Consider the following 24,895-nt stretch of genomic DNA (forward strand, 5'->3'; position numbering starts at 1 on the left):
CCCGGATGCCATCCGGCCACAGTCAGCGTGTTCTCCCGATCACACCCGGGCAACAGGAGGAGCCATGACCCAGGAATTCGATTACATCATCATTGGCGCCGGCTCGGCCGGTAACGTGCTGGCGACCCGCCTGAGCGAAAAGGCGGATGTCAGCGTACTGCTGCTCGAAGCCGGTGGCCCCGACTACCGCCTCGATTTCCGCACCCAGATGCCGGCCGCCCTGGCGTTTCCCCTGCAAGGCCGCCGCTACAACTGGGCCTATGAGACTGACCCGGAGCCGCACATGGGCAACCGCCGCATGGAGTGCGGGCGCGGCAAGGGCCTGGGTGGCTCGTCGCTGATCAACGGCATGTGCTACATCCGCGGCAACGCCCTGGACTTCGACAACTGGGCCAAGCAGCCCGGCCTGGAAGACTGGAGCTACCTGGATTGCCTGCCGTATTTCCGCAAGGCGGAAAGCCGCGACAGCGGCGCCAACGACTACCACGGCGACAGCGGCCCGGTCAGCGTGACCACCCCCAAGGCCGGCAACAACCCGCTGTTCCATGCCATGGTCGAGGCCGGCGTGCAGGCCGGCTACCCGCGTACCGATGACCTCAACGGTTACCAGCAGGAAGGCTTCGGCCCGATGGACCGCACCGTGACGCCCGAGGGCCGTCGTGCCAGCACCGCCCGCGGCTACCTGGACCAGGCCCGCGAGCGGCCGAACCTGACCATCGTCACCCATGCCACCACCGACCGCATCCTGTTCGCCGGCAAGCGCGCCAACGGTGTCGCCTACCTGGTCGGCAATGCGAACCAGGCAACCATCGCCCACGCGCGCCGCGAAGTACTGCTGTGCGCCGGTGCCATCGCCTCGCCACAGATCCTGCAGCGCTCCGGCGTCGGCCCGGGCAAGCTGCTGCGCAGCCTGGACATCGACCTGGTGCACGAGCTGCCGGGCGTCGGCGAGAACCTGCAGGATCACCTGGAAATGTACCTGCAGTACGCCTGCACCCAGCCGGTGTCGCTGTACCCGGCGCTCAAGCTGCTCAACCAGCCCGGCATCGGTGCCAAGTGGCTGTTCGCAGGCGATGGCATCGGCGCCAGCAACCAGTTCGAGGCCGGCGGCTTCATCCGCTCGCGCGCGGAATTCGAATGGCCGAACCTGCAGTTCCACTTCCTGCCGGTGGCGATCAACTACAACGGCAGCAACGCGGTGAACGAGCACGGCTTCCAGGCCCACGTCGGCTCCATGCGCTCGCCGAGTCGCGGTCGCATACAGCTGAAGTCCAGGGATCCGCGCCAGCACCCGAGCATCCTGTTCAACTACATGAGTCACGAGCAGGACTGGCAGGAATTCCGTGATGCCATCCGCCTGACCCGCGAGATCATGAACCAGCCGGCCCTCGACCCGTACCGCGGCCGCGAGATCAGCCCGGGCGCCCATGTGCAGACCGATGACGAGCTGGACGCCTTTATCCGCGAGCATGCGGAAACCGCCTTCCACCCCTCCTGCTCCTGCAAGATGGGCTCGGACGACATGGCGGTGGTCGACGGCCAGGGCCGCGTGCACGGCCTCGAAGGGCTGCGCGTGGTGGATGCGTCGATCATGCCGCAGATCATCACCGGCAACCTCAACGCCACCACCATCATGATCGCCGAGAAGATCGCCGACCGTATCCGCGGTCGCCAAGCACTGCCGCGCAGCACCGCGCCCTACCACGTGGCCAACGGCGCGCCGGTACGCGGCACCCCGCAACGGGTGGTCGAGGACATGCGCTCGGCGTCCTGAACCGGCGGGCGCATCCGCGCCTGATAGGGGCGCGGATGTATCGCTTTGTTGCGACATTCGTCGCCAAGGTGGGTCACACTGTTCCAACCACCGCTGATAACCGCTCGCCATGACCCTGCTTGACGCCCGCACCGCCCGCCTGCTGCCCTGGATCGTCGCCATCGCGTTCTTCATGCAGACGCTGGACGGCACCATCCTCAACACCGCCCTGCCGAGCATGGCGGCGGACCTGGCCGAAGACCCGCTGCGCATGCAGTCGGTGGTGATTGCCTACATGCTCACCGTGGCGCTGCTGATTCCCGCCTCCGGCTGGCTGGCCGACCGCTTCGGCACGCGGCACATCTTCTTTGGCGCCATTGCCCTGTTCAGCCTCGGCTCGCTGCTGTGCGCAGTGTCGCAGTCGCTGAACATGCTGGTGATGGCCCGGATCATCCAGGGCCTGGGCGGCGCGTTGATGATGCCGGTGGGTCGCCTGGTGGTGCTGCGTGCCTACCCGCGTACCGAGCTGGTACGGATCATGAGCTTCATCACCCTGCCCGGCCTGCTCGGCCCGCTGATCGGCCCGACCCTGGGCGGCTGGCTGGTGGAATTTGCCAGCTGGCACTGGATCTTCCTGCTCAACCTGCCGGTCGGCGCCCTGGGCTGCTGGGCCGCCTACCGTTTCATGCCGGAGCTGCGCGGCAGCGAGCGCACCCGTTTCGATCTGATCGGTTTCCTGCTGTTCGGCGCCAGCATGCTGCTGATCACCATGGCGCTGGAAGGCCTGGGCGAGCTGCACCTGCCGCACATGCGCGTGGTGCTCCTGCTGCTCGGCGGCCTGGCCTGCCTGGCCGCCTACTGGCTGCGCGCCGGGCGCACCGCCAACGCGCTGTTCCCGCCGCGGCTGTTCAACACCCGCAGCTTCGCGGTGGGCATTTTCGGCAACATCTTCGCGCGCCTGGGCACCGGCGCCCTGCCGTTCCTCACGCCGCTGCTGCTGCAACTGGGCATGGGCTATTCACCCGCCCAGGCCGGCATGAGCATGATCCCCCTGGCACTCGCCGCCATGGCCATGAAGCCCTTGGCCAAGCCGTTGATCGACCGCCTCGGCTACCGGCGCATCCTGACGTTCAATACCGTGCTGCTGGGCCTGCTGATCACCAGCATGGCGCTGGTCGACGGGCAGACCTCGCACCTGCAGCTGGCTATCCAGCTGAGCCTGATCGGCGCCTTCAACTCGCTGCAGTTCACCGCCATGAACACCGTGACCCTGATCGACCTGCCCGACAGCGAGGCGAGCAGCGGCAACGGCCTGCTGTCGGTGGTGGTGCAGTTGTCGATCAGCATGGGCATCGCCACCGGCGCCGCCCTGCTCAGCGGCTTCAGCCTGGACAATGCGGATGCGGCCGATGGCGTGCTCAGCGCCTTCCAGGCCACCTACCTGTGCATCGGCCTGCTGACGATCCTGGCGGCGGGCATCTTCCTGCAGCTGTCGGCGAAAGACGGGCGCAGCGCCAGACGGGTGAAGGTCGACGTCGACGAATGACGAGCAGTCGGCAGGCCGTGGCAGCGCGCCTGCTACACTAGCGCTCTTTTCGATGCTCTTCAGGCCCGCACCGTGACCGCCACCGCTTTTTCCTCCCTTGCCCTGTCGCCCGCCATGCTGGCGAACCTCGAGTCCCTCGGTTACGCGCAGATGACGCCGATCCAGGCACAAAGCCTGCCGGTGATGCTCAAGGGCCTGGACCTGATCGCCCAGGCCAAGACCGGCAGCGGCAAGACCGCGGCCTTCGGCATCGGCCTGCTGGCGCCGCTCAACCCGCGCTATTTCGGCTGCCAGGCGCTGGTGCTGTGCCCGACCCGCGAGCTGGCCGACCAGGTCGCCAAGGAGCTGCGCCGCCTGGCCCGCGGCGAAGACAACATCAAGATCCTCACCCTGTGCGGGGGCGTGCCCATGGGCCCGCAGATCGGCTCCCTGGAGCATGGTGCGCAGATCATCGTCGGCACCCCGGGGCGCGTGCAGCAGCACCTGGCCAAGGGCACGCTGAAGCTGGACGGCCTCAATACCCTGGTACTCGACGAAGCCGACCGCATGCTCGACATGGGCTTCTACGACAGCATCGCCGAGATCATCGGCCAGACCCCGGAGCGCCGCCAGACCCTGCTGTTCTCGGCCACCTACCCGGCGGGCATCAAGCAGCTGTCGGCGACCTTCATGCGCAACCCGCAGCAGGTCAAGGTCGAGGCGCTGCACGACGACAGCCAGATCGAGCAGCGTTTCTACGAAATCGCCCCCGAGCAGCGCCTGCAGGCGGTGGTCGACGTGCTGGCCTGCTTCCGCCCGCAATCGACGGTGGCGTTCTGCTTCACCAAGCAGCAGTGCCAGGAGGTGGTCGATCACCTGGCCGCCGCCGGCATCTCGGCCGCGGCCCTGCACGGCGACCTGGAGCAGCGCGACCGTGATCAGGTGCTGGCGATGTTCGCCAACCGCAGCCTGTCGGTGCTGGTGGCCACCGACGTGGCCGCCCGCGGCCTGGATATCGACGGCCTGGACATGGTGATCAACGTCGAGCTGGCCCGTGACGCGGAAATCCATATCCACCGTGTGGGCCGTACCGGCCGCGCCGGCGAGAAAGGCATGGCCGTCAGCCTGGTGGCGCCGCCCGAAGCCCACCGCGCCCAGGCCATCGAAACCCTGCAGAAAGCCCCGTTGACCTGGCACCCGCTGGGCAGCCTCAAGCCGCGCGCCGGCGAGCCACTGCGCCCGCCGATGATCACCCTGTGCATCGCCGCCGGCCGCAAGGACAAGCTGCGCCCCGGCGACATTCTCGGCGCCCTCACCGGCGAGGCGGGCATTCCCGGCGCCCAGGTCGGCAAGATCGCCATCTTCGACTTCCAGGCCTACGTGGCCGTGGAGCGCGGCGTCGCCAAGCAGGCACTCAAGCGCCTCGGCGAAGGCAAGATAAAAGGTCGCTCGCTGCGCGTGCGCACGCTTTAGACTGAAGCTATCGGCAGAGCGGGCATAGGGGGTTCCGTGCGCAATATCCTGGTCATCGAAGACAGCCCGCTGGTGCTCAAGATCCTCGAGCACCTGTTCCGTCATGAGCCGACCCTGCAGCCGGTGTTCTGCGCCTCCCTCGGCGAGGCCGAAGTGATGCTGGAAACCTCGGCGGACCTGTTCTTCGCCGCCATCGTCGACCTGCACCTGCCCGACGCGCCGGATGGCGAGAGCGTCGACCTGGTGATGCGCTACGCCCTGCCCTGCATCGTGCTCAGCGGCTCGTACAACGAGAAGCGCCGCGACGACCTGCTGCTCAAGGGCGTGGTCGACTACGTGCTCAAGGAAAGCCAGCACTCCTACGAGTACGCCTTCCGCCTGCTGCACCGCCTGGAGAGCAACAGCCAGGTGAAGATCCTGGTCGCCGAGGACTCCGAGGCCACCCGCAACTTCATTCGCCACGTCCTGGCGCCCCATCGCTACCAGATCATCGACGCCCGCGACGGCGAAGAAGCCCTGGGCATCCTCAAGGAACAGCCGGACATCGACCTGCTGGTGGTCGACCACAGCATGCCGGGCATCAGTGGTTTCGAGCTGGTCAAGCTGCTGCGCCAGAAGATGAAGCGCAACGACCTGGTGATCCTCGGTCTGTCCGCCGACACCAAGGGCTCGCTGAGCGCCATGTTCATCAAGCACGGCGCCGATGACTTTCTACGCAAGCCGTTCTGCCCCGAAGAGCTGACCTGCCGGGTGATGTTCACCCTGGAACGCCGTGACATGCTGCGTGCCCTGAAAAAGGCCGCGCAGTACGACGCCCTGACCGGCCTGAACAACCGCCGGGCCTTCTACGAGCAGGGGCTGAAGCAGTTCCAGCAGGCCCAGCGCGAAGGCCAGGCGCTGAGCGTGGCGATGCTCGACATGGACCTGTTCAAGCAGATCAACGACGAATACGGCCACGCCGCCGGCGACGCTGCGCTGATCGCCTTCAGTCAGGCCTTCAGCGCCGCCTTTCCGGACGCACTGCTCGGCCGCCTGGGCGGCGAGGAATTCGCCATGGTCAGCGCGCAACCCGCCGAGCAACTCGGCCAGGCCCTCGACCTGCTGCGCGCGCACTGCAGGCAGCTGAAATACGCCGTGGGCGCCCCGCCACTGTCATTCAGCGCGGGTATCCACCACGGCCCGCCGGAGGATCTGGAAAGCCTGCTGCACCTGGCTGATCAGCAGCTCTACCAGGCCAAGCACCAGGGCCGCGGCCGCACCCGTTGGCAGCAAGCGATCACTGCAGACCGTAGCGCGCCATGATCGCCCCGTAGCTGCCATCGGCCTGCATGGCGGCGATGGCGGCATCGAAACGGCGGGCGATCTCGGCGTGCTCGCCATGGGTGAGGCGGATGAGAATGTGCAGGCCATTCTCGCTCAACGGCATGGGCAGGAATTCCAGATCGTCGGCGATCGCCTTCAGGGAATTGCCGAACAGGAAGCGGGCGACGTACTCGTCTTCCAGCGCCAGGGTCACTCGACCGCGGTGCACCATGCGCGCGGCATTCTCGAAACTGCTGACCTCGACCGTCTGCAGCTGGTCGTCGGCCATGAAGGCCGGCGAATAGGCATAGCCGCGGCGTACCGCGATCTGGTGGGCATGCAGGTCGGCGAGCTGGTTGAAGACGATGCCCGCCCCCTTGCGCTGCACCACGCGTATGCGGTTGACCAGATAGGGCGCGGAAAAGTACCCGAACGCCTCCCGCTCCCGGCTGTACCAGGCGGTGATCAACACGTCGTAATCGCCGCGCTGCAGCCCCAGCACGGCGCGCTGCCAGGGCACCTCGCGGTAGTCGCTGGTATAGCCGGCACGGCTCAGGGCGGTGCCTACCAGTTCCGCCGCCACGCCGTTGCCCGCCAGGCGCTGATCGGTGAATGGCGGCCAGCTGTCGGCGACCAGACGCAGGTGCTCCGCGCACGCGGCCCAGGGCAACAGCAGCAGCGACAGCAACCAGATGCGCCAGGTTTTCAATGGTGGCAGCCCCTGCAGATGGACAAGAACCGGAACACGACAAGGCGTGCCCCTACGGCTGATAGACAAGATAGCGGCAAAACGCCAGTGCAGCTTGCTATTGGCAGTTATTCGCTAGACCTGAGCGACACATCCGGGGTTCGGGTTACCTGCAGGCGCCCACGGGTGGAGCGGACCCGCTGCCCCGCGTATGCCCACAGCCTTGCCATGCCTTCAGGTAAACTGCGCCGTTTCGCGCCGGCCCTGCCATGCCCGGCGCCCAGCGTATGAGGAACATGCCGTGCTTTCACCCCAGGTTGTCATCATCGGTGCCGGTGCCGCCGGGCTGATGTGCGCGATGACCGCCGCTGCCCGCGGGCGGCGCGTGCTGCTGCTCGACCACGCCAACAAGGCCGGCAAGAAGATTCTGATGTCCGGTGGCGGGCGCTGCAACTTCACCAACCTGTACTGCGAGCCTGGCAACTTCCTCTCGCACAACCCGCACTTCTGCAAGTCGGCGCTGGCGCGCTTCACCCAGTGGGATTTCATCGCCCTGGTCGCCAAGCACGGCGTGCCCTACCACGAGAAGAAGCTCGGCCAGCTGTTCTGCGACAACAAGTCCAGCGACATCCTCGCCATGCTGCTGGAGGAATGCGAGCAAGCCGGCGTCGACCTGCGTCTGGCTACCTCGGTGGGTGCCATCGAACGTGCAGGCGACGGTTATCGCCTGGCCACCAGCCTCGGTGCCGTCGCCTGTGAGTCCCTGGTGATCGCCACCGGTGGGCTGTCGATTCCGACCCTCGGCGCCAGCGGCTTCGGCTACCAGATCGCGCGCCAGTTCGGCCACGAGCTGCTGCCCGCCCGCGCCGGCCTGGTGCCCTTCACGGTGACCGACCCACAGCTGAAGACCCTGTGCACGGAGCTGTCGGGCACCTCGGTGGAGGATTGCCGGGTGAGCTGCAACGGCCAGAGCTTCGTGGAGAACATCCTGTTTACCCACCGCGGCCTCAGCGGCCCGGCGATCCTGCAGATTTCCTCGTATTGGCAGCCCGGTGACACGTTGAGCATCGACCTGCTGCCGCATATCGACCTGCCCGAGTGGCTGCAGACGCAACAACGCGAGCGGCCCAACAGCGAGCTGAAGACTCTGCTCGGCGAGCTGTTCACCAAGAAAATGGCCGGCCTGCTGGCCGAGCAGTGGTTCGCCTCCAAGCCGATGAAGCAATACACGCCGGCCGAGCTGAAGGCGATTGCCGAGCGCCTGGCCAACTGGCAGCTGGTACCCGCCGGCACCGAGGGCTACCGCACCGCCGAAGTCACCCTGGGCGGCGTCGACACCCGCCAGGTGTCGTCCAAGACCCTGGAGTCGCTGAAATCACCGGGGCTGTATTTCGTTGGCGAAGTGCTGGACGTCACCGGGCACCTGGGCGGCTTCAATTTCCAGTGGGCCTGGGCCTCCGGCTACGCGGCGGCGCAATACGTGTAGCCGGCGGCCGCCCATGAAAAAACGCGCCCGAGGGCGCGTTTTTTTTTAGCAGCTCAGGTCAGACATCGACCCGACCGGCCTGGGTCTCCCCCGCGTAGGACACCGCTGCGGTGAACACCACGTCGGTGTGGGAGTTGAGCGCCGTTTCGAAGGAATCCTGCACCACGCCGATGACGAAGCCGATGGCCACGACCTGCATGGCGATCTCGGTGTCGATGCCGAACAGGCTGGTGGCCATCGGAATCAGCAGCAGCGAACCGCCGGCCACGCCGGAGACGCCCGCCGCCGCCAGGGACGACACCACGCACAGCAGCAGCGCGGTGGGCAGGTCGACGCTGATACCCAGGGTGTGGGTGGTCGCCAGTGCCATCACGGAAATGGTGATCGCCGCGCCGGCCATGTTGATGGTCGCGCCCAGCGGAATGGTGATCGAGTAGGTGTCCTTGTCCAGCTTGAGCTTCTCGCACAGGCGCAGGTTGACCGGAATGTTGGCCGCCGAACTGCGGGTGAAGAAGGCGGTCACCGCGCTCTCGCGCAGCACGGTGAACAGCAGCGGATAGGGATTGCGGCGCATCTTCAGGTAGGCCAGCAACGGGTTGATGACCAGGGTCACGATCAGCATGCAGCCGATCATCACCATCAACAGGCGCGCATAGCCATACAGCGCCTCGAAACCGGACTGGGCCAGGGTGCTGGCCACCAGACCGAAGATACCGATCGGCGCCTGGTTGATGACGAAGCGCACTACCTGGGTGAAGGCGCCCGACAGGTCATGCAGCATGGTGCGCGTGCTTGGCGCGGCGTTGCGCAGGAACAGTCCCAGGGCGATTGCCCAGGCCAGGATGGCGATGTAGTTGGAGGTGTTGAGCGCCTGCACCGGGCCGACGAAGATGCTGGTCAGCAGGTTGTGCAGCACCTCGATGATGCTGCCGGGCGGGTTGCCTTCGGCCGAGCCGACATCCAGCGACAGCATGGTGGGGAACAGGAAGCTGGCGCACACCGCCAGGGCTGCGGCGCTGAAGGTGCTGATCAGGTACATCAGCAGCACCGGGCGGATATGGGTGGGCTGGCCACTCTGATGGGCCGCCAGGGACGAGATCACCAGCACCAGTACCAGCACCGGTGCGACGGCCTTCAGGGCGAGGACGAACAGTTCGCCGAGCAGGCCGACCTTGAGTGCGGCGTCGGGGGCGAAATAGGCGAGCAGAATGCCGAGCACCAGGCCGATGAAGATGCGGAGCACCAGGCTGCTGTTCGAGTAGGCGGAAGCAATGCGTTTAAGAGTATTCATGTTGTAGACGCTGTCCAGAATTCTAGGCTTGATGGCATTGGGGGACAGGTCAGCAAGGGTACGAACCACGCCAACCGGGCAGGTCACCCCAAGTCATCCGGCGATTATAAGGGACGCGGCCGGGATAGGCGCCACCCGGATCGCCCGGGCGGTCGGTTCAAGCCGCCGATACGAGCCGCAACGGCTCGCATCGGGGCACTAACGAACGGCTGGAATCAGCACTCGATGATGTTCACGGCCAGACCGCCGCGGGCGGTTTCCTTGTATTTGGTCAGCATGTCGGCGCCGGTTTCGCGCATGGTCTTGATCACCTTGTCCAGGCTCACGTAGTGCGCGCCGTCGCCGTACAGCGCCATGCGCGCCGCGTTGATGGCCTTCACCGAGGCGATGGCGTTGCGCTCGATGCAGGGGATCTGCACCAGGCCGCCGACCGGGTCGCAGGTCAGGCCCAGGTGGTGCTCCATGCCGATCTCGGCGGCATTCTCGACCTGTTCGGGGGTACCGCCCAGCACTGCGCACAAGGCGCCGGCGGCCATCGAGCAGGCCACGCCGACCTCGCCCTGGCAGCCCACCTCGGCACCGCTGATCGAGGCGTTTTCCTTGTACAGGATGCCGATGGCACCAGCGGTGAGCAAAAAATCGATGATGCCGCGCTCGTTGGCACCGGAAATGGCATTGGCGTAGTAATGCAGCACCGCCGGGATGATCCCGGCGGCGCCGTTGGTGGGCGCGGTGACCACCCGGCCACCGGCGGCGTTCTCTTCGTTCACCGCCAGCGCCCACAGGTTGACCCAGTCGAGCATGCGCAGCGGGTCTTCGGTGTAGCTGCGCTGGAAGCCGCCCAGCTTGCGTGCCAGGATCGCCGCGCGACGGCGCACCTTGAAGCCGCCGGGCAGAATGCCCTCGGTGCGGCAACCGCGCTCGACGCAGCCCTGCATCACCTTCCAGATCGCCAGCAGGCCCTTGTCGATCTCTTCGTCGGTGCGCCAGTGGCGCTCGTTGCGACGCATGATCTCGGCGATGCCCACGCCGTATTCGCGACTTAGGCGCAGGAGGTCGGCACCGGTGCGAAACGGCAATGGCAGCGCGGTCGCGTCCGGGGCGATCACCTTGTGCTTGGAACCATCGGCGAGCACCGCCTCGCTGACCACGAACCCGCCACCCACCGAGTAGTAGGTGGCCTCGTGCAGCTGGATGCCGGCAGCATCGAAAGCCGCGAAACGCAGGCCGTTGGCGTGCAGCGGCAGCGCCTTGCGGATCATCTTCAGGTCGGTCTTTTCGTTGAAAGGCACCGTGTGCCCGCCCGGCAGCAGGATACGCCTGTCGGTGCGAATGGCATCGATATAGCCGGCAACCTGCTCGACATCCACGGTATCCGGTTCATGGCCGCTGAGCCCCAGCAGCACCGCCTTGTCGCTGCCATGGCCCTTGCCGGTGGCGCCCAGGGAGCCGTACAGCTCGGCGACCACGCGCACCACGCTCGGCATGTGCCCCTGGTTCTCCAGGGCATGGGTGAACAGGGCGGCCGCACGCATCGGGCCAACGGTGTGTGAACTCGATGGGCCGATGCCCACTTTGAACAGGTCGAATACGCTGACGGCCATGGCGGTATTTTTCTTCTGTGAGGTTGGGACGGGATGCACGGTCAAGCACCGTCGGTGAGAAAAATCTAAAAGCCGAATTACGTTATGTATACTGATTTATTCTTACTGCATTGATTAGCAAATCTTACCTGTCGAGCTTTCAGCATGGATCTGATCCGCCTGCGTACCCTGCGCGAACTGGCCCGCTGCGGCACCATGGCGGCGACCGCCGAGTTCCTGCACCTAACTCCGTCCGCAGTATCCCAGCAGGTCGCGCAGCTGGAGCGCGAGGCCGACGTGGCACTGATCGAACGGCGTGGGCGTGGCGTGGTACTGACGCCGGCGGGGACCCGGCTGGTGGCGCACGTGGAACGGATTCTGGTGATTCTCGACGAGGCACGCTCGGAGCTGGCGCAGATGCGCAGCGAGATCGCCGGTGAGCTGCGCGTCGCGGCATTCCCGTCGATCGCCGTGGCGTTGGTCGCGCCCATCGTGCACAACCTGCGCCAGGCCTACCCGCGCCTGGAAGTGGTGGTCGCCGACCTGGAGCCCCAGGAAAGCCTCAGCGCGCTCAGCGCCTGGCAAATCGACGTGGCGGTGGTCGATGACCTGGCCGGTGCCGGCAAGGCGCGCCAGGAGCACTACGAACTGATTCCGCTGACCGAGGACCGCCTGCACGTGCTGCTGCCCGTCACCCATCCCCTGGCCTCGCGCGCCACGCTGACCATCGCCGATCTGCAGGACGAAGCCTGGGCACTGGATTCCACCAACAGCTCGTTCGGCGAATTCATCGCCAACCTGTGCCGTCGCTCGGGCTTCACCCCACGCATCAACGCCCACTGCGCGGGCTTCGAGATGGTCGCGGCGATGGTCGCCTCGGGCAATTCGATTTCGGTGGTCTCGGGCCTGCGCCTGCTGCGGCCGGTGGAGGGCGTCACCGCCGTGCGCCTGGCCCCGGCCATCCAGCGCAAGATCTTCCTCGCCTACCGCAAGGGCGAACGCAAGCACCCGGCCGTGACGGTGTTTCTCGACGAGGCGGTACGCACGGCAGGCGTGCTGGAGGGCTACCAGCGAGAAGAAGCCGAAAGCGGGTCAGGCCTGGCCTGACCCGCCGGCATCAGAAGCGGAAGACTTCGGCGTCGATGCGAATCGGCTCGGCCACCGGCATCTTCGGTGGCTCCTGCCGTGCGGCCGGCACCGGCGTCTTGCGCCGCGGTTCCTCGGCGGCGATCGGCGTGTTGGCATGGCTCTTCACCGCAGCGGCCAGTTGCTCGACCAACTGCTGCACCACGGCGCTCTGGGCGCGGACCTGATCGGCGACCGGCCCCTTGTGCTTCTCTTCCAGGTGCACCAGGCGGGTGTCGAGCAGTTGCCCGTCACGGCCGACCAGGCGCCACTGGCCTTCGAGCACCGCCGGCTGGCGCGGGCCGGAATCCAGGCGGGTGACCGACAGCAGCACCTGCACCTGGGCCTTGTAGTTGGGATTGTCCGAGGCCAGCACCAGGCGCTGGCTGTTGATCCGGTTGGACAGCTGGCGCAGCACCTGGCGATCCAGGTCGGTGGCCAGGCTGCCGGCCCAGCGCGAGGTCAGGGCCGGGCTCAGGCTGCCGTCGTCCTGGCGCTGCAGCAGGGTTTCGCGCTGCAGGTAATCGGCCACGGTGATCGGGCCCAACAATACGCTCATGCCATCCTTGTCCGCGGTCTTGCTGGCCGTCGGGCCACCGTCGAGCTGGTAGAGGGATACAGGCATCAGGTGCGAGCAACCGGTCAGCATCAGCAGACCGGTGAGAAGCAGGGTGAGAGGAAGCCGCTTAGCAATCATCAATGTCTTCCGGCTGGCGGCAAGGCCAGCGATCGTGGCTACAGGTGAAAAAAGCCGATAACAAAAAATAGATAAATCACCGCACCGGCCAACAGCCGGCGGGCACTGATAATCCCTGTGCATATGCAAGGCGCCTGCCACCCGACGCACGACCATAACGATGGCAAATGGCTCGCCATTCGGCGAGCCCATGAGGGGCGGTATCATCCGATAAACCGCCCGTTAACTCCAGCCCCAGGCCATTGGCCAGCCGCGCTACTCGACCAGCAGGGCATCCACGCGCTGGAAGCCACGCGGCAACTTATTGCCGCGCCGGCCGCGCTCGCCCTTGTAGTGTTCGAGGTCATCGGCCTTCAGGGACAGGGTACGCTTGCCAGCCTGCAACACAAGGGTGGCGCCTGCCGGCAGCACGGCCAGGTCGGTGAGGTACTCCTCGCGGCTGGCCACCCGATCGCCGGGAATGCCGATGATCTTGTTGCCCTTGCCCTTGCCCAGCTGCGGCAGGTCAGCGACCTTGAACAGCAGCAGGCGGCCTTCGGTGGTCACCGCGGCCAGCCAGTCCTCCTCGCGGTTGGCGAGGGGCCGCGGGGCCACCACGCGCGCGCCATTGGGCAGGCTGAGCAGCGCCTTGCCGGCCTTGTTCTTGGCCTGCAGGTCCTCGCCCTTGACCACGAAGCCGTAGCCGGCGTCGGAAGCGATCACGTACAGCGCCTCGTCATCGGGCAGCAGTACGCACTCGAAGGAGGCGCCCGGCGGTGGCGTCAGACGACCGGTCAGCGGCTCGCCCTGGCCACGGGCCGAGGGCAGGCTGTGGGCGGCCAGCGAATAGCTTCTGCCGGTCGAGTCGATGAATACCGCGTACTGGTTGGAGCGCCCGGGAGCGGCGGCCTTGAAGCCGTCACCGGCCTTGTAGGACAGGCCCGTGGCATCGATGTCGTGACCCTTGGCGCAGCGTACCCAACCTTTTTCGGAGATCACCACGGTCACCGGCTCGGTGGGCATCAGCTCGGTTTCCGACAGCGCGCGGGCTTCGGCACGGGCGACGATCGGCGAACGGCGGTCGTCGCCGTATTTTTCGGCGTCTTCGAGGATTTCCTTGCGCACCAGCTTCTTCAGCTTGGCCTCGCTGCCCAGCAGCGCCAGCAGCTTGTCGCGTTCCTTGAGCAGTTCGTCCTGCTCGCCCCGCAACTTCATCTCCTCCAGACGCGCCAGCTGACGCAGGCGGGTGTCGAGGATGTAGTCGGCCTGGATCTCGCTCAGCGCGAAGCGCTCGATCAGGCGCGCCTTGGGATGCTCCTCGGTGCGGATGATGTGGATCACTTCGTCGAGGTTGAGGAAGGCGACCAGCAGGCCTTCCAACAGGTGCAGGCGCTTCTCGACCTTGTCCAGGCGGAACTGCAGGCGGCGACGCACGGTGCCAAGGCGGTACTGCAGCCATTCGACGAGCATCTGCCGCAGGTTCTTGACCTGGGGCTTGCCGTCCAGGCCGATGACGTTGGTGTTGACCCGGTAGCTGGACTCCAGATCGGTGGTGGCGAACAGGTGGGTCATCAGCTCATCGGCATCGACGCGGTTGGAACGCGGGATGATGACGATGCGGCACGGGTTCTCGTGGTCCGACTCGTCGCGCAGGTCGGCGACCATCGGCAGCTTCTTGGCCTGCATCTGGCTGGCGATCTGTTCCAGCACCTTGGAGCCGGACACCTGATGGGGCAGCGCGGTGACCACGATGTCGCCGTCCTCGACGCCGTACACGGCGCGCATGCGCACCGAGCCGCGGCCGGTTTCGTAGATCTTCAGCAGGTCGGCGCGTGGGGTGATGACTTCCGCCTCGGTCGGGTAATCCGGGCCCTGCACGTGCTCGCACAGCTGCTCGACCGTGGCACTGGGCTCGTCGATCAGGCGCACGCAGGCGGCGGCCACTTCACGCAGGTTGTGCGGCGGCACGTCGGTGGCCATGCCCACGGCGATGCCGGTGGTGCCGTTCAACAAGAGGTTGGGAAGCCGCGCCGGCAGGGTCGCTGGCTCGTTCATCGTGCCGTCGAAGTTCGGCACCCAGTCCACGGTGCCCTGGCCCAGTTCGCTCAGCAGCACTTCGGAATAGCGCGACAGCCGCGCCTCGGTGTAGCGCATGGCGGCGAACGACTTGGGATCGTCCGGCGCACCCCAGTTGCCCTGGCCGTCGACCAGCGTATACCGGTAGCTGAACGGCTGGGCCATCAGCACCATGGCTTCGTAGCAGGCGCTGTCGCCGTGGGGATGGAACTTGCCGAGCACGTCACCGACGGTACGCGCCGACTTCTTGTGCTTGGCGTCGGCGTCCAGGCCCAGCTCGCTCATCGCATAGACGATGCGCCGCTGCACGGGCTTCAGGCCGTCGCCGATATGCGGCAGCGCGCGGTCCATGATCACGTACATGGAATAGTTGAGATAAGCCTGCTCGGTGAAGTCGGCAAGGGAACGGCGTTCGACGCCGTCCAGGCTCAGATCGAGGGTTTCGCTCATGCGTGCCTCATTGCAAGGTTGATTGGCGCAGCATCAGGGTGCCGTCGCGCTGACTGAATTCAAGGTGTTTCAAGGCGCTCATGCCCAGCAGGATTTCGTCGCCATCCATGCCCGGCGCGATCAGCGCCGACACGTCATGCAGGACGATATCGCCGAGCTGCAAGCGCTCCAGGCGCGTGCGGTGCGCCGTGGCGATGCCGTTGGCGGTGCGGATCTGCACCGGCGCGCCGGCCTGCAGACCGAGGTCGCGGGCGACCTGGCTGGGGATGGCGACCTGGGTGGCGCCGGTGTCGAGCAGAAAACTCACCGCCTCGCCGTTGATCTGCCCGTCGACCCGATAATGCCCGCCGGGGCTGCTGGCCAGGCGCACTTCGACATAATCATCACCATGTACCGATTCCGGCTGGCGATTGGGATGCTGCTTGGCATCCTCCCAATTACCGAACAAATGCGTGGCCAGCAGCAGGCCGGCGCCCCAGGCGAGCACCAGCATCACCCGGCCGGCACGACGGCCTGCGGGCTGCTCGCTCACGGGGTGGCACCCCAGCCGCCGCCTGGCGCGGCAAAGCGCCAGACCAGCGGGCGCTGCTCGCCGTCGCCGCGGGCATGGCCACCATTGTCGAGGCCGATCCAGGCGCCTTCGCCGTCCATCGACAGCGCCTCGGCAACGCCGTAGTGCATGGGATAGCGGCGCTCATCGGTCAGCGCTTCGGCGGCGAACGACCAGCACCGCTCCACTTCGCCGGTGGCCGGCGTGCGTCGACAGAGACGATGGGCCTGGCGCTCCAGGGTGTAGAGCTTCTCTTCGAAGAAGGCCAGGTCGGAGAAGTCCACCGGCGCAGGCCGGCCGCCGAGCGCTTCGGGCGAGGTCTCCTCACCGCCCTCGTTGAGCAGCACGCAACCGCCTTCGCAGCGCCAGGTAGAACGGCGGTTGTGCAGCACCACCAAGCCGCGCCGCTCCTTCTCCGCGGCCAGCCACAGGCGTTCGCCGGCCGGATCGACGGCGATGCCCTCGAACAGCGAATTGAAATGCAGCAGCATGCCGCTGGCCCGGGCCTGGCGCACCATGCCGTCAGGCAGGTTCAGCCATTGCGCATCGGCGGCCGGCGGCACCTGCAGCACCGCCGCGCGGGTTTCGCTGACCAGATAGCGATTGCCCTTGGCGTCACAGGAAATACCTTCGAAATCCAGGTGACCGCCGCGCACCAGGCCGACGATCCACGAGCGCATGCGCAGCCCCCAGGGCAACGGCATGTCCGGTGCCGGCGGCGCCACGAAACGTTCGGCCTCGGCCTGCCAGACGCTGGCCGACGAATCCAGGCGGTACAGGCGATCGTCCTCGCGGTCGGATACCGCCCACAGCGCATCGCCGCACCAGGCCAGGCCCGACAGGTTGCCAGCGTCCATGCCGTCCACCGGGTGTTCGCTGACCAGTCTGAGTTCCTCGAGTGGCGGTGTGTCGGCCAGCACCGGCGTCACGGCTGCGAACAGCAGGGCGCCGAACAGCTGGCGCATCAGAGCAGCACCTCGGCCAGGTTGCCCTTGGACTCCAGCCAGGATTTACGGTCGCCGGCGCGCTTCTTGGCCAGCAGCATGTCCATCACCTCGCGGGTACCCTCGAAATCCTCGAGGGTCAGCTGCACCAGGCGCCGGGTGTTGGGGTCCATGGTGGTTTCGCGCAGTTGCGGCGGGTTCATCTCGCCCAGGCCCTTGAAGCGGGTGACCTGGGGCTTGCCGCGCTTCTTCTCGGCGACCAGGCGATCGAGAATGCCGTCGCGTTCGGCTTCGTCGAGGGCGTAGTAGATGTCCTTGCCCAGGTCGATGCGGTACAGCGGCGGCATCGCCACGTAGACATGGCCGGCGTCGACCAGCGGCCGGAAGTGGCGCACGAACAGCGCGCAGAGCAGCGTGGCGATGTGCAGGCCGTCGGAGTCGGCGTCGGCGAGGATGCAGATCTTGCCGTAGCGCAGCCCGGAGAGATCGTTGGAGCCGGGGTCGATGCCGATGGCCACGGCGATGTCATGCACCTCCTGGCTGGCCAGCACCTCGCCACCGTCCACTTCCCAGGTGTTGAGGATCTTGCCGCGCAGCGGCATGATCGCCTGGAACTCCTTGTCCCGCGCCTGCTTGGCGCTGCCGCCGGCGGAGTCACCCTCGACCAGGAACAGCTCGCAGCGCAGCGGGTTCTGGCCCGCGCAGTCGGCCAGTTTGCCGGGCAGCGCCGGGCCCTGGGTGATCTTCTTGCGCTCGACCTTCTTGCCGGCCTTGAGGCGGCGGCTGGCATTGCTGATCGCCAGCTCGGCGAGCTGCTGGCCGAACTCCGGGTGGGCGTTGAGCCACAGGCTGAAGGCGTCCTTGACCACACCGGAGACGAAGGCCGAGGCCTCGCGGGACGACAGGCGCTCCTTGGTCTGCCCGGAGAACTGGGCGTCCTGCATCTTCATCGACAGCACGAAGGCGATGCGCTCCCAGACGTCCTCGGGCGCCAGCTTGACGCCGCGCGGCAGCAGGTTGCGGAACTCGCAGAACTCGCGCATGGCGTCCAGCAGGCCCTGGCGCAGGCCGTTGACGTGGGTGCCGCCCTGGGCGGTGGGAATCAGGTTGACGTAGCTTTCCTGCACCGCGTCGCCACCTTCGGGCAGCCACAGCAGTGCCCAGTCCACGGCTTCCTTGTTGCCGGCCAGGCTGCCGCAGAACGGTTCATTGGGCAGGCGCTCGAATTCGCTGACCGCATCGACCAGGTAGGAGCGCAGGCCGTCTTCGTACAGCCACTCGACCTTCTCGTTGCTGGCCTTGTCATGGAAGCTGACCGCCAGGCCCGGGCACAGCACGGCCTTGGCCTTGAGCACGTGCTTGAGGCGGCTGACCGAGAACTTGTGGGAATCGAAATACTTGGCGTCCGGCCAGAAGTGCACGCTGGTGCCGGTATTGCGCTTGCCGACGGAGCCGATCACCTCCAGGTCGCTGGCCTTGAAGCCATCGGCGAAGGCCATGGCGTACTCGCTGCCGTCGCGCTTGACGCGCACTTGCACACGGGTCGACAGGGCGTTGACCACCGAGATGCCAACGCCGTGCAGCCCGCCGGAGAACTGGTAGTTCTTGTTGCTGAACTTGCCGCCGGCGTGCAGCTTGGTAAGGATCAGCTCGACGCCCGGCACCCCCTCTTCGGGGTGGATGTCCACCGGCATGCCGCGGCCGTCGTCGATCACTTCCAGGGAATTGTCCTCGTGGAGGATCACCTGGATGGACTTGGCGTGACCGGCCAGGGCTTCGTCGACGCTGTTGTCGATGACTTCCTGGGCCAGGTGGTTGGGGCGCGTGGTATCGGTGTACATCCCCGGGCGCTTGCGCACCGGGTCAAGGCCGGAAAGCACTTCGATGGCATCGGCGTTGTAGGCGTTTTGCTGGGCCATGGGTCTCTGCAATGCTCTGATTGATCGGGGATTCGGGGCGCCCGCTCAGGCGGCGGCCGCAATGCCGGCAAAGGCGAACAACATCGGCAGGCGCTCGGCGAAGCCCTGGAAACCGTGGTCGCCGCCCGCTTCGATGCGCAGGGCGCAGTGCCGGTAGTAGGCCTGGGCACGCCGGTAATCGAGGGTCTCGTCGCCAGTCTGCAGCCACACCTGGTAACGCGCCGGGTCGGTCGGCGGCTCGACCGCGAGTTCGGCCAGGGCCGTCACATGGTCGGCGGTCAGTTCCCAGGTTTCGTTGCTGTAAAGGTTGGTCTGCGTGCCCAGGTAGCCGTCGAACAGCTCGTGGGGGCGCACCGCCGGGTTGATCAGCAGCGCCTTGAGTCCGTGCCGCTCGGCCAGGTGGGTCGCATAGTAGCCGCCCAGCGAGCTGCCGACCAGCGTGGGCCGTCCCAGCTCGGCGATCAGCGCCTCGAGCTGGGCAATGGCCTGACGAGGATGATGGTGCAGGGCCGGAACCCGCAGTTGGGCCTGCAGGCCGCGGGCGGTCATGGCGGCGGTCAGCTGGCTGGCCTTGGTGGACGCCGGCGAGCTGTTGAGGCCATGGATATAAAGAATGCTATTGGTCATAACGGGAGGCTACTAGCGCCAGCCGGCAGGCTGCAAGCGCTGCCGTCGCCGCCCTTGGTGTCGATGCGCCATTGGCGCAACGCGCCTCAGTAGCCGCCAATGCTGTAGTCGGGCTCGAACACGAAGCCCTCGACCCGTGAAACGCCGGTGTCCAGGCGACCGTCGTCGTGCAGGCGCAGCCAGCGGTAGCCCGGCGCCGCGCTGTCGGCCTGGAAATCCTCGCTGCCCGGGGTGAACTGCACGCAGGTAGAGGGTGAAGCCAGCAACCGCAGGTCACCATGCTGGGTATCGATGCTCTGGTGCACATGGCCCCAGAGCACGGCGCGCACCTGGGGAAAGCGCTGCAGCAGCGCGAACAGGGCATCAGGGTTGCGCAGGCCGATCGGCGCCATCCACTGGCAACCGATATCCACCGGGTGATGGTGCAGGCAGATCAGGTGATGGCGATCCGGCGCTTCACTCAGGGCCCGCTCGAGCAGCACCAGCTGGTCCTCCTGCAGATAGCCGGGCACGGCGCCGGGGATCGACGAATCGAGCAGCGTGATGCGCCAGTTGCCCAGGTCGACCACCGGCTCGAGCAGGTCGGTGCCGACGCAGGCGGCCTGCATGGTGGGTACGTCGTCGTGGTTGCCGGGAATCCAGCGGGCCGGCGCATCGATCGCCGCGCTCAATTCGACGAAGCGCGCGTAGGAGGCCGCGCTGCCGTCCTGGGACAGGTCGCCGGTGGCTAGGATCAGATCGATGGCCGGCTGCTCCTTGAGCACCTGCTCGACCACCCGCCCCAGGCTGTCGGCGGTGTCCATGCCCAGCAGCCTGCCGTCCGCATCGGCGAACAGATGGCTGTCGGTGAGCTGCACCAGCAGCACCGAAGAATCGGCTGAGGGGGAAACAAGCGCACGCGCCAAGGTGCTTCTCCTTGAATGAGCGCGAATTATGGAAGCGGCAAGCGAGCCGGTAAACCCGTAAACACGCACTGGTTCACAGAAATCCGACGCATTTTCATGGCCAATGGCCATCAATCATAGCAGCGGTTCGGTTTCGTGTCCGCAGGCCAGGCAGTGGCTCAGCCATTCGCCGAGAAACACGTTGAGCTGGGTTTTCTCGTCCGGCTGGTGCATGGCGGCGTTGGGATAGGGGTAGATGCCCCGGAAGCGCCGGGCACTCTGGGCGCCGGTGACCTCGGCCATGCGCGCGTCGTGGTAGACGCGCACTTCCAGCTGCGGCACCGGCAACCAGGGCAGGCTGTGCTCCTGGCGCACCTGCACGGTGGAGGTATAGGGGCAGCTCTCCACCACTTCCAGCGCCAGCACGCCAAGCTGCCGCTCGCCCTGGCTGAGGGCGACACGCCGCGCCCCCTGGGCCTCACGCATGCCGGGCAGCAAACGCATCAGCCGCGCATAATTGGCTTCGCAAGCCGCCTGCAGCTCGATCAGGTCGACCCGGTAGCGCTCGCGCAGCAGGTTCAACCCCATAGACCCCGGACCTCGGCGCGATTGAGCGCCAGCCACTGCAGGGCGATGATGCTCGCCGCATTGTTGATCTTGCCGTCCTTGACCGCCTGCAGGGCGTCCTCGAAGGGCCACACCTGCACGCGGATGTCTTCGCCCTCTTCTTCCAGGCCATGTACACCGCCCACGCCGGCACTGCTGCAGCGGCCGAGGAACAGATGGACGAACTCGTCGGAACCGCCTGGCGAGGGGAAATAGCGGGTGATCGGCCACAGCGAGGTGAGCGTCAGCCCGGCCTCTTCCTCGGCCTCGCGCAGTGCCACTTCGTCCGGTTCCTCGTTCTTGTCGATCAGCCCGGCCACCAGTTCCACCAACCAGGGGTTGCTGGCCTTGTGCATGGCACCGACGCGGAACTGCTCGATCAGCACCACCGTGTCGGTCACCGCGTCGTAGGGCAGCACGCACACGGCATCGTGGCGAATGAACAGCTCGCGACGCAGCACCGGGCCCATCTCGCCGGAGAACTGCCGGTGGCGCAGGTGAAAGCGATCCAGTCGGTAGAAGCCGCGGAAGCATTCCTCACGTTCGATGATTTCCACCGCATCCGGGCCGGGGTTGAAGGTTTCGCTCATCTGCTGGTCTCTCGTTCGTTCATCTGCACACATTGAGCCCATCCTAGGGGCTGTCAAGGCTCTCCCGCAAGCGACGCCGCGAAAGCCTGGCCGATCCGCACGCATTGGCGAATAATCGCGAACTCCCCTGCCGTCAGGCAGTCGAACGCCCGCCCTCTGCCAATGGCTTTTTCCTGCATGAAGATCTCCAGCGTTACCCGTCTCGGTGTCCTTTTCAGCCTCGCCCTGCTGCTTGGCGCCTGCCAGAGCCTGTCCCCTTCCGACGCGCCGGCAGGCGTGGCCACCACCCACGAAAAATGGGAGCACAAGCCGGCCGATTGCACCGCCCAGGATTGCCCGCTGGTCAACGTGGAACTGCAGCGCATAAGCGGCCAACCCGAGCTCAATGCACGCATCGAGGCCACCCTGCTCGACCTGGTGAAAGATGCCACCGGCACGCGACCCCAGTCGCTGGCCGCACACGAACGCGACTTTCTCGCCAATGGCCAGCCGGGCTGGGTCAGCTACCTGCAGGCCAAGGTGTTCAGCCAGCATGACCAACTGGTGGTGATCGAGCTGTCCAGCTACCACTTCATCGGTGGCGCCCATGGCGTGCCCGGGCGCACCTACCTCAACTACGATCGTGAGCAGAACAAGGTGCTGAGCCTGCAGGACATGCTGGTGCCGGGCGAGGAGGCGGCGTTCTGGCAGATCGCTCAGCGCGCCCACCAGGCTTGGCTGATCGCCCAGGGCCACGGCAACGATGTGGAGTACCGCAAGACCTGGCCGTTCGAGCGCACCGCCAACATCGCCCTGAATCCCGATGCGGTGATGCTCAAGTACGACGTCGCCCGCCTGGCGCCCTACTCCGACGGCCATCCGGAAATCCTCATCCCCTACAGCCAGTTGCAGGGCATCCTGCGCCCGGCCTATATGCCTGGCGCCGCACGCTAAAGAGGAGGTGGTCAGCCGCAAGCGCGATGCTCAATGCGCTTGCGGCTGAGGCTTGGAACCTGTCCACGATCTTTATGAAGCGGCTGCTACAAGGCAGAAGCGGCCGCTCCCAGCGTAGGGTGGACAACGCTCTTTTTATCCACCATTGCGATCGCAGAGCGGTGGACGGGTAAAGCGTCGTCCACCCTACGAAAGTCCACTTGCGCCACTTAGCTGGCAAAATCGGCGAACCTGGGCTGAAAGACTCTGAACAGGCTCTTAGACCTGCCGGTAAATCACCGAGCCCTCCTCCCTGAAGCGCTCGGCCTGCTCCTTGAAGCCCGCCTCCACCGCCTTGCTCTCGTCCGACAGACCGTTCTCCTTGGCGTACTCGCGCACTTCCTGGGTGATCTTCATCGAACAGAACTTCGGCCCGCACATGGAACAGAAGTGGGCGACCTTGGCCGAATCCTTCGGCAGCGTCTCGTCGTGGAAGCTGCGCGCGGTATCCGGGTCCAGGCCGAGGTTGAACTGGTCTTCCCAACGGAACTCGAACCGCGCCTTGCTGAGGGCGTTGTCGCGGATCTGCGCACCCGGGTGGCCCTTGGCGAGGTCCGCGGCATGGGCGGCGATCTTGTAGGTGATGATGCCGGTCTTGACGTCATCCTTGTTGGGTAGCCCCAGGTGCTCCTTGGGGGTGACGTAGCAGAGCATGGCGCAGCCGAACCAGCCGATCATCGCCGCGCCGATGCCCGAGGTGATGTGGTCGTAACCTGGGGCGATGTCGGTGGTCAGCGGGCCGAGGGTGTAGAACGGCGCCTCGTCGCAGCATTCCAGCTGCTTGTCCATGTTCTCCTTGATCAGCTGCATGGGTACGTGGCCGGGGCCTTCGATCATGCACTGCACGTCGTGCTTCCAGGCGATCTTGGTCAGCTCGCCGAGGGTTTCCAGCTCACCGAACTGGGCGGCGTCGTTGGCATCGGCGATGGAGCCCGGACGCAGGCCGTCGCCCAGCGAGAAGCTGACGTCGTAGGCCTTCATGATTTCGCAGATGTCGTCGAAGTGGGTGTAGAGGAAGTTTTCCTGGTGGTGTGCCAGGCACCACTTGGCCATGATCGAGCCGCCACGGCTGACGATGCCGGTGACCCGCTTGGCGGTCAGCGGCACGTAGCGCAGCAACACGCCGGCATGGATGGTGAAGTAGTCCACGCCCTGCTCGGCCTGTTCGATCAGGGTGTCGCGCAGCAGCTCCCAGGTCAGGTCTTCGGCCACGCCACCCACCTTTTCCAGCGCCTGGTAGATCGGCACCGTACCGATCGGCACCGGCGAGTTGCGGATGATCCACTCGCGGGTTTCGTGGATATGCTTGCCGGTGGACAGGTCCATCACCGTGTCCGAGCCCCAGCGGATGCCCCAGGTCAGCTTGGCGACTTCTTCTTCGATCGACGAGCCCAGCGCCGAGTTGCCGATATTGCCGTTGATCTTCACCAGGAAGTTGCGGCCGATGATCATCGGCTCCAGTTCGATGTGGTTGATGTTGGCCGGGATGATGGCGCGGCCACGGGCCACTTCGTCGCGCACGAACTCGGGGGTGATTTCCTTGGGGATGCTGGCGCCAAAGCTGTTGCCGCCATGCTGCTCGTTCAGCAAACCGGCTGCGCGGTGCTCGGCGAGCTTCATGTTCTCGCGGATGGCGACATATTCCATCTCCGGGGTGATGATGCCCTGACGCGCGTAGTGCATCTGGCTGACGTTCCTGCCCGGCTTGGCGCGGCGCGGATTGCGCACATGGGCGAAGCGCATCCTGGCCAGCTCTTCATCGGCCAGGCGGCGCTGGCCGAATTCGGAGGACAGGCCGCCCAGGCGCTCGGTGTCGCCACGGTCCTCGATCCAGGCGCTGCGCACATCGGCCAGGCCCTTGCGCACGTCGATGGTCACGCTGGGGTCGGTGTAGGGGCCAGAGGTGTCGTAGACGGTGACCGGCGCGTTGATTTCACCGCCGAAGTCGGTTGGCGTTACGTCCAGGCTGATTTCGCGCATCGGCACGCGGATGTCCGGGCGCGAGCCCTGCACGTAGATTTTCTGCGAACGAGGGAAAGGCTGGATCGACTGCTGGTCGACCTGGGCGGACTCACTGAGGTTCTGCTGTTGTTGTTTGACGCTCATCGGTTGGCTCCTCGGCTTGGTGTCGGGGAGAACCTGATGGGCACACGCGATGAAGCAACGCCGAGCCGCGACTGTTCGAGCATGCAGGAGTCATGAAGAGCGCCGGCATGATCAAACAGCCAGGGCGCGGGCACACCACGAGTGTGGTGTGGGGGAATCCACCATGCAGGTCGCTGAAAAACTATCTGCGTTGCCATCGTGGCGTTAAAAGTCGGCTCGGATGCGAGTCCAATCAAAATGCTCATGTACTACTCGTACACTCCGCTTTT

At 66.0% G+C, this 24,895-nt stretch carries 21 protein-coding genes; 7 read left to right on the plus strand and 14 right to left on the minus strand.

All coding sequences use genetic code 11. The features are described 5' to 3' along the window. Positions 1 to 64: 64 nt before the first annotated feature. The 4 genes from betA (at position 65) to K8U54_RS07990 (ending at position 6,053) form a co-directional block, all read left to right on the plus strand. Positions 65 to 1,774 (plus strand): choline dehydrogenase, encoded by a 1,710-nt coding sequence (gene betA, locus K8U54_RS07975; RefSeq protein ID WP_249909625.1) that lies wholly within the window; start codon positions 65 to 67, stop codon positions 1,772 to 1,774. 109 nt (positions 1,775 to 1,883) lie between these two features. After that, positions 1,884 to 3,299 carry a multidrug transporter subunit MdtD gene (gene mdtD, locus K8U54_RS07980; protein WP_249909626.1) on the plus strand — a complete coding sequence of 472 codons (1,416 nt, stop codon included), beginning with the start codon at positions 1,884 to 1,886 and terminating at the stop codon, positions 3,297 to 3,299. A gap of 72 nt (positions 3,300 to 3,371) precedes the next feature. Further along, entirely contained in the window at positions 3,372 to 4,751 is a 1,380-nt protein-coding gene (gene dbpA, locus K8U54_RS07985; RefSeq protein WP_249909627.1) for an ATP-dependent RNA helicase DbpA, read from the plus strand. A gap of 36 nt (positions 4,752 to 4,787) precedes the next feature. After that, positions 4,788 to 6,053, plus strand: a complete 1,266-nt coding sequence (locus K8U54_RS07990; protein ID WP_249909628.1) for a diguanylate cyclase domain-containing protein — start codon at positions 4,788 to 4,790, stop codon at positions 6,051 to 6,053. Here K8U54_RS07990 and K8U54_RS07995 read toward each other — a convergent pair. Continuing rightward, positions 6,028 to 6,762, minus strand: a complete 735-nt coding sequence (locus K8U54_RS07995; RefSeq protein WP_249909629.1) for a substrate-binding periplasmic protein — start codon at positions 6,760 to 6,762, stop codon at positions 6,028 to 6,030. The two genes, K8U54_RS07990 and K8U54_RS07995, sit on opposite strands and share 26 nt — an antisense overlap. A 328-nt stretch (positions 6,763 to 7,090) precedes the next feature. Between K8U54_RS07995 and K8U54_RS08000 the strand changes: the two genes are divergently transcribed. After that, complete coding sequence (locus K8U54_RS08000; RefSeq protein ID WP_434060020.1) at positions 7,091 to 8,227, plus strand: NAD(P)/FAD-dependent oxidoreductase; 1,137 nt, start codon at positions 7,091 to 7,093, stop codon at positions 8,225 to 8,227. Between the two features lie 58 nt (positions 8,228 to 8,285). Here the strand turns inward: K8U54_RS08000 and sstT are convergent, their stop codons facing one another. Together sstT and K8U54_RS08010 are read right to left on the minus strand one after the other, a co-directional pair. Further along, entirely contained in the window at positions 8,286 to 9,518 is a 1,233-nt protein-coding gene (gene sstT / locus K8U54_RS08005; protein ID WP_249909631.1) for a serine/threonine transporter SstT, read from the minus strand. A gap of 215 nt (positions 9,519 to 9,733) precedes the next feature. Further along, the gene (locus tag K8U54_RS08010) at positions 9,734 to 11,122 is read right to left on the minus strand and encodes an L-serine ammonia-lyase (RefSeq protein WP_249909632.1); all 1,389 of its coding nucleotides are present in this window, start codon (positions 11,120 to 11,122) and stop codon (positions 9,734 to 9,736) included. Between the two features lie 144 nt (positions 11,123 to 11,266). On the opposite strand from K8U54_RS08010, the gene K8U54_RS08015 reads away from it, so the two are divergent. Then, complete coding sequence (locus K8U54_RS08015) at positions 11,267 to 12,208, plus strand: LysR family transcriptional regulator (RefSeq protein WP_249909633.1); 942 nt, start codon at positions 11,267 to 11,269, stop codon at positions 12,206 to 12,208. A gap of 10 nt (positions 12,209 to 12,218) precedes the next feature. Here K8U54_RS08015 and K8U54_RS08020 read toward each other — a convergent pair whose 3' ends face one another. The 10 genes from K8U54_RS08020 to K8U54_RS25185 all read right to left on the minus strand — a co-directional run bounded on the left by K8U54_RS08020 (position 12,219) and on the right by K8U54_RS25185 (position 21,727). Further along, entirely contained in the window at positions 12,219 to 12,923 is a 705-nt protein-coding gene (locus tag K8U54_RS08020) for a PqiC family protein (RefSeq protein ID WP_249909634.1), read from the minus strand. 255 nt (positions 12,924 to 13,178) lie between these two features. Continuing rightward, entirely contained in the window at positions 13,179 to 15,428 is a 2,250-nt protein-coding gene (gene parC, locus K8U54_RS08025) for a DNA topoisomerase IV subunit A (RefSeq protein ID WP_249909635.1), read from the minus strand. A 7-nt stretch (positions 15,429 to 15,435) separates the two neighbouring features. Continuing rightward, complete coding sequence (locus K8U54_RS08030) at positions 15,436 to 15,960, minus strand: retropepsin-like aspartic protease family protein (protein WP_249909636.1); 525 nt, start codon at positions 15,958 to 15,960, stop codon at positions 15,436 to 15,438. Continuing rightward, positions 15,957 to 16,943, minus strand: coding sequence for an esterase-like activity of phytase family protein (locus tag K8U54_RS08035; RefSeq protein ID WP_249909637.1), 987 nt, complete (start codon positions 16,941 to 16,943; stop codon positions 15,957 to 15,959). Before K8U54_RS08035 ends, K8U54_RS08030 begins: the two co-directional genes overlap by 4 nt. After that, positions 16,943 to 18,841: a DNA topoisomerase IV subunit B gene (gene parE / locus K8U54_RS08040; protein ID WP_249909638.1), complete on the minus strand. Its 1,899-nt coding sequence runs from the start codon at positions 18,839 to 18,841 to the stop codon at positions 16,943 to 16,945. Before parE ends, K8U54_RS08035 begins: the two co-directional genes overlap by 1 nt. A gap of 45 nt (positions 18,842 to 18,886) precedes the next feature. Then, entirely contained in the window at positions 18,887 to 19,468 is a 582-nt protein-coding gene (locus K8U54_RS08045; RefSeq protein WP_249909639.1) for a YqiA/YcfP family alpha/beta fold hydrolase, read from the minus strand. Positions 19,469 to 19,554: 86 nt separating this feature from the next. After that, complete coding sequence (gene cpdA / locus K8U54_RS08050; protein ID WP_249909640.1) at positions 19,555 to 20,373, minus strand: 3',5'-cyclic-AMP phosphodiesterase; 819 nt, start codon at positions 20,371 to 20,373, stop codon at positions 19,555 to 19,557. Between the two features lie 114 nt (positions 20,374 to 20,487). Further along, entirely contained in the window at positions 20,488 to 20,940 is a 453-nt protein-coding gene (locus K8U54_RS08055; RefSeq protein ID WP_249909641.1) for a DUF1249 domain-containing protein, read from the minus strand. Further along, on the minus strand, positions 20,931 to 21,548 hold the full coding sequence (locus tag K8U54_RS08060) for an NUDIX domain-containing protein (RefSeq protein ID WP_249909642.1): 618 nt from the start codon (positions 21,546 to 21,548) through the stop codon (positions 20,931 to 20,933). Before K8U54_RS08060 ends, K8U54_RS08055 begins: the two co-directional genes overlap by 10 nt. A 53-nt stretch (positions 21,549 to 21,601) precedes the next feature. Then, complete coding sequence (locus K8U54_RS25185; protein ID WP_283939404.1) at positions 21,602 to 21,727, minus strand: hypothetical protein; 126 nt, start codon at positions 21,725 to 21,727, stop codon at positions 21,602 to 21,604. On the opposite strand from K8U54_RS25185, the gene K8U54_RS08065 reads away from it, so the two are divergent. Then, complete coding sequence (locus tag K8U54_RS08065; RefSeq protein WP_249909643.1) at positions 21,726 to 22,481, plus strand: RsiV family protein; 756 nt, start codon at positions 21,726 to 21,728, stop codon at positions 22,479 to 22,481. The two genes, K8U54_RS25185 and K8U54_RS08065, sit on opposite strands and share 2 nt — an antisense overlap. A gap of 258 nt (positions 22,482 to 22,739) precedes the next feature. Here K8U54_RS08065 and thiC read toward each other — a convergent pair whose 3' ends face one another. After that, positions 22,740 to 24,626, minus strand: coding sequence for a phosphomethylpyrimidine synthase ThiC (gene thiC / locus K8U54_RS08070; protein ID WP_249909644.1), 1,887 nt, complete (start codon positions 24,624 to 24,626; stop codon positions 22,740 to 22,742). Between the last annotated feature and the right edge of the window lie 269 nt (positions 24,627 to 24,895).

Source organism: Pseudomonas fulva, assembly GCF_023517795.1.
Taxonomy (GTDB): domain Bacteria; phylum Pseudomonadota; class Gammaproteobacteria; order Pseudomonadales; family Pseudomonadaceae; genus Aquipseudomonas; species Aquipseudomonas fulva_D.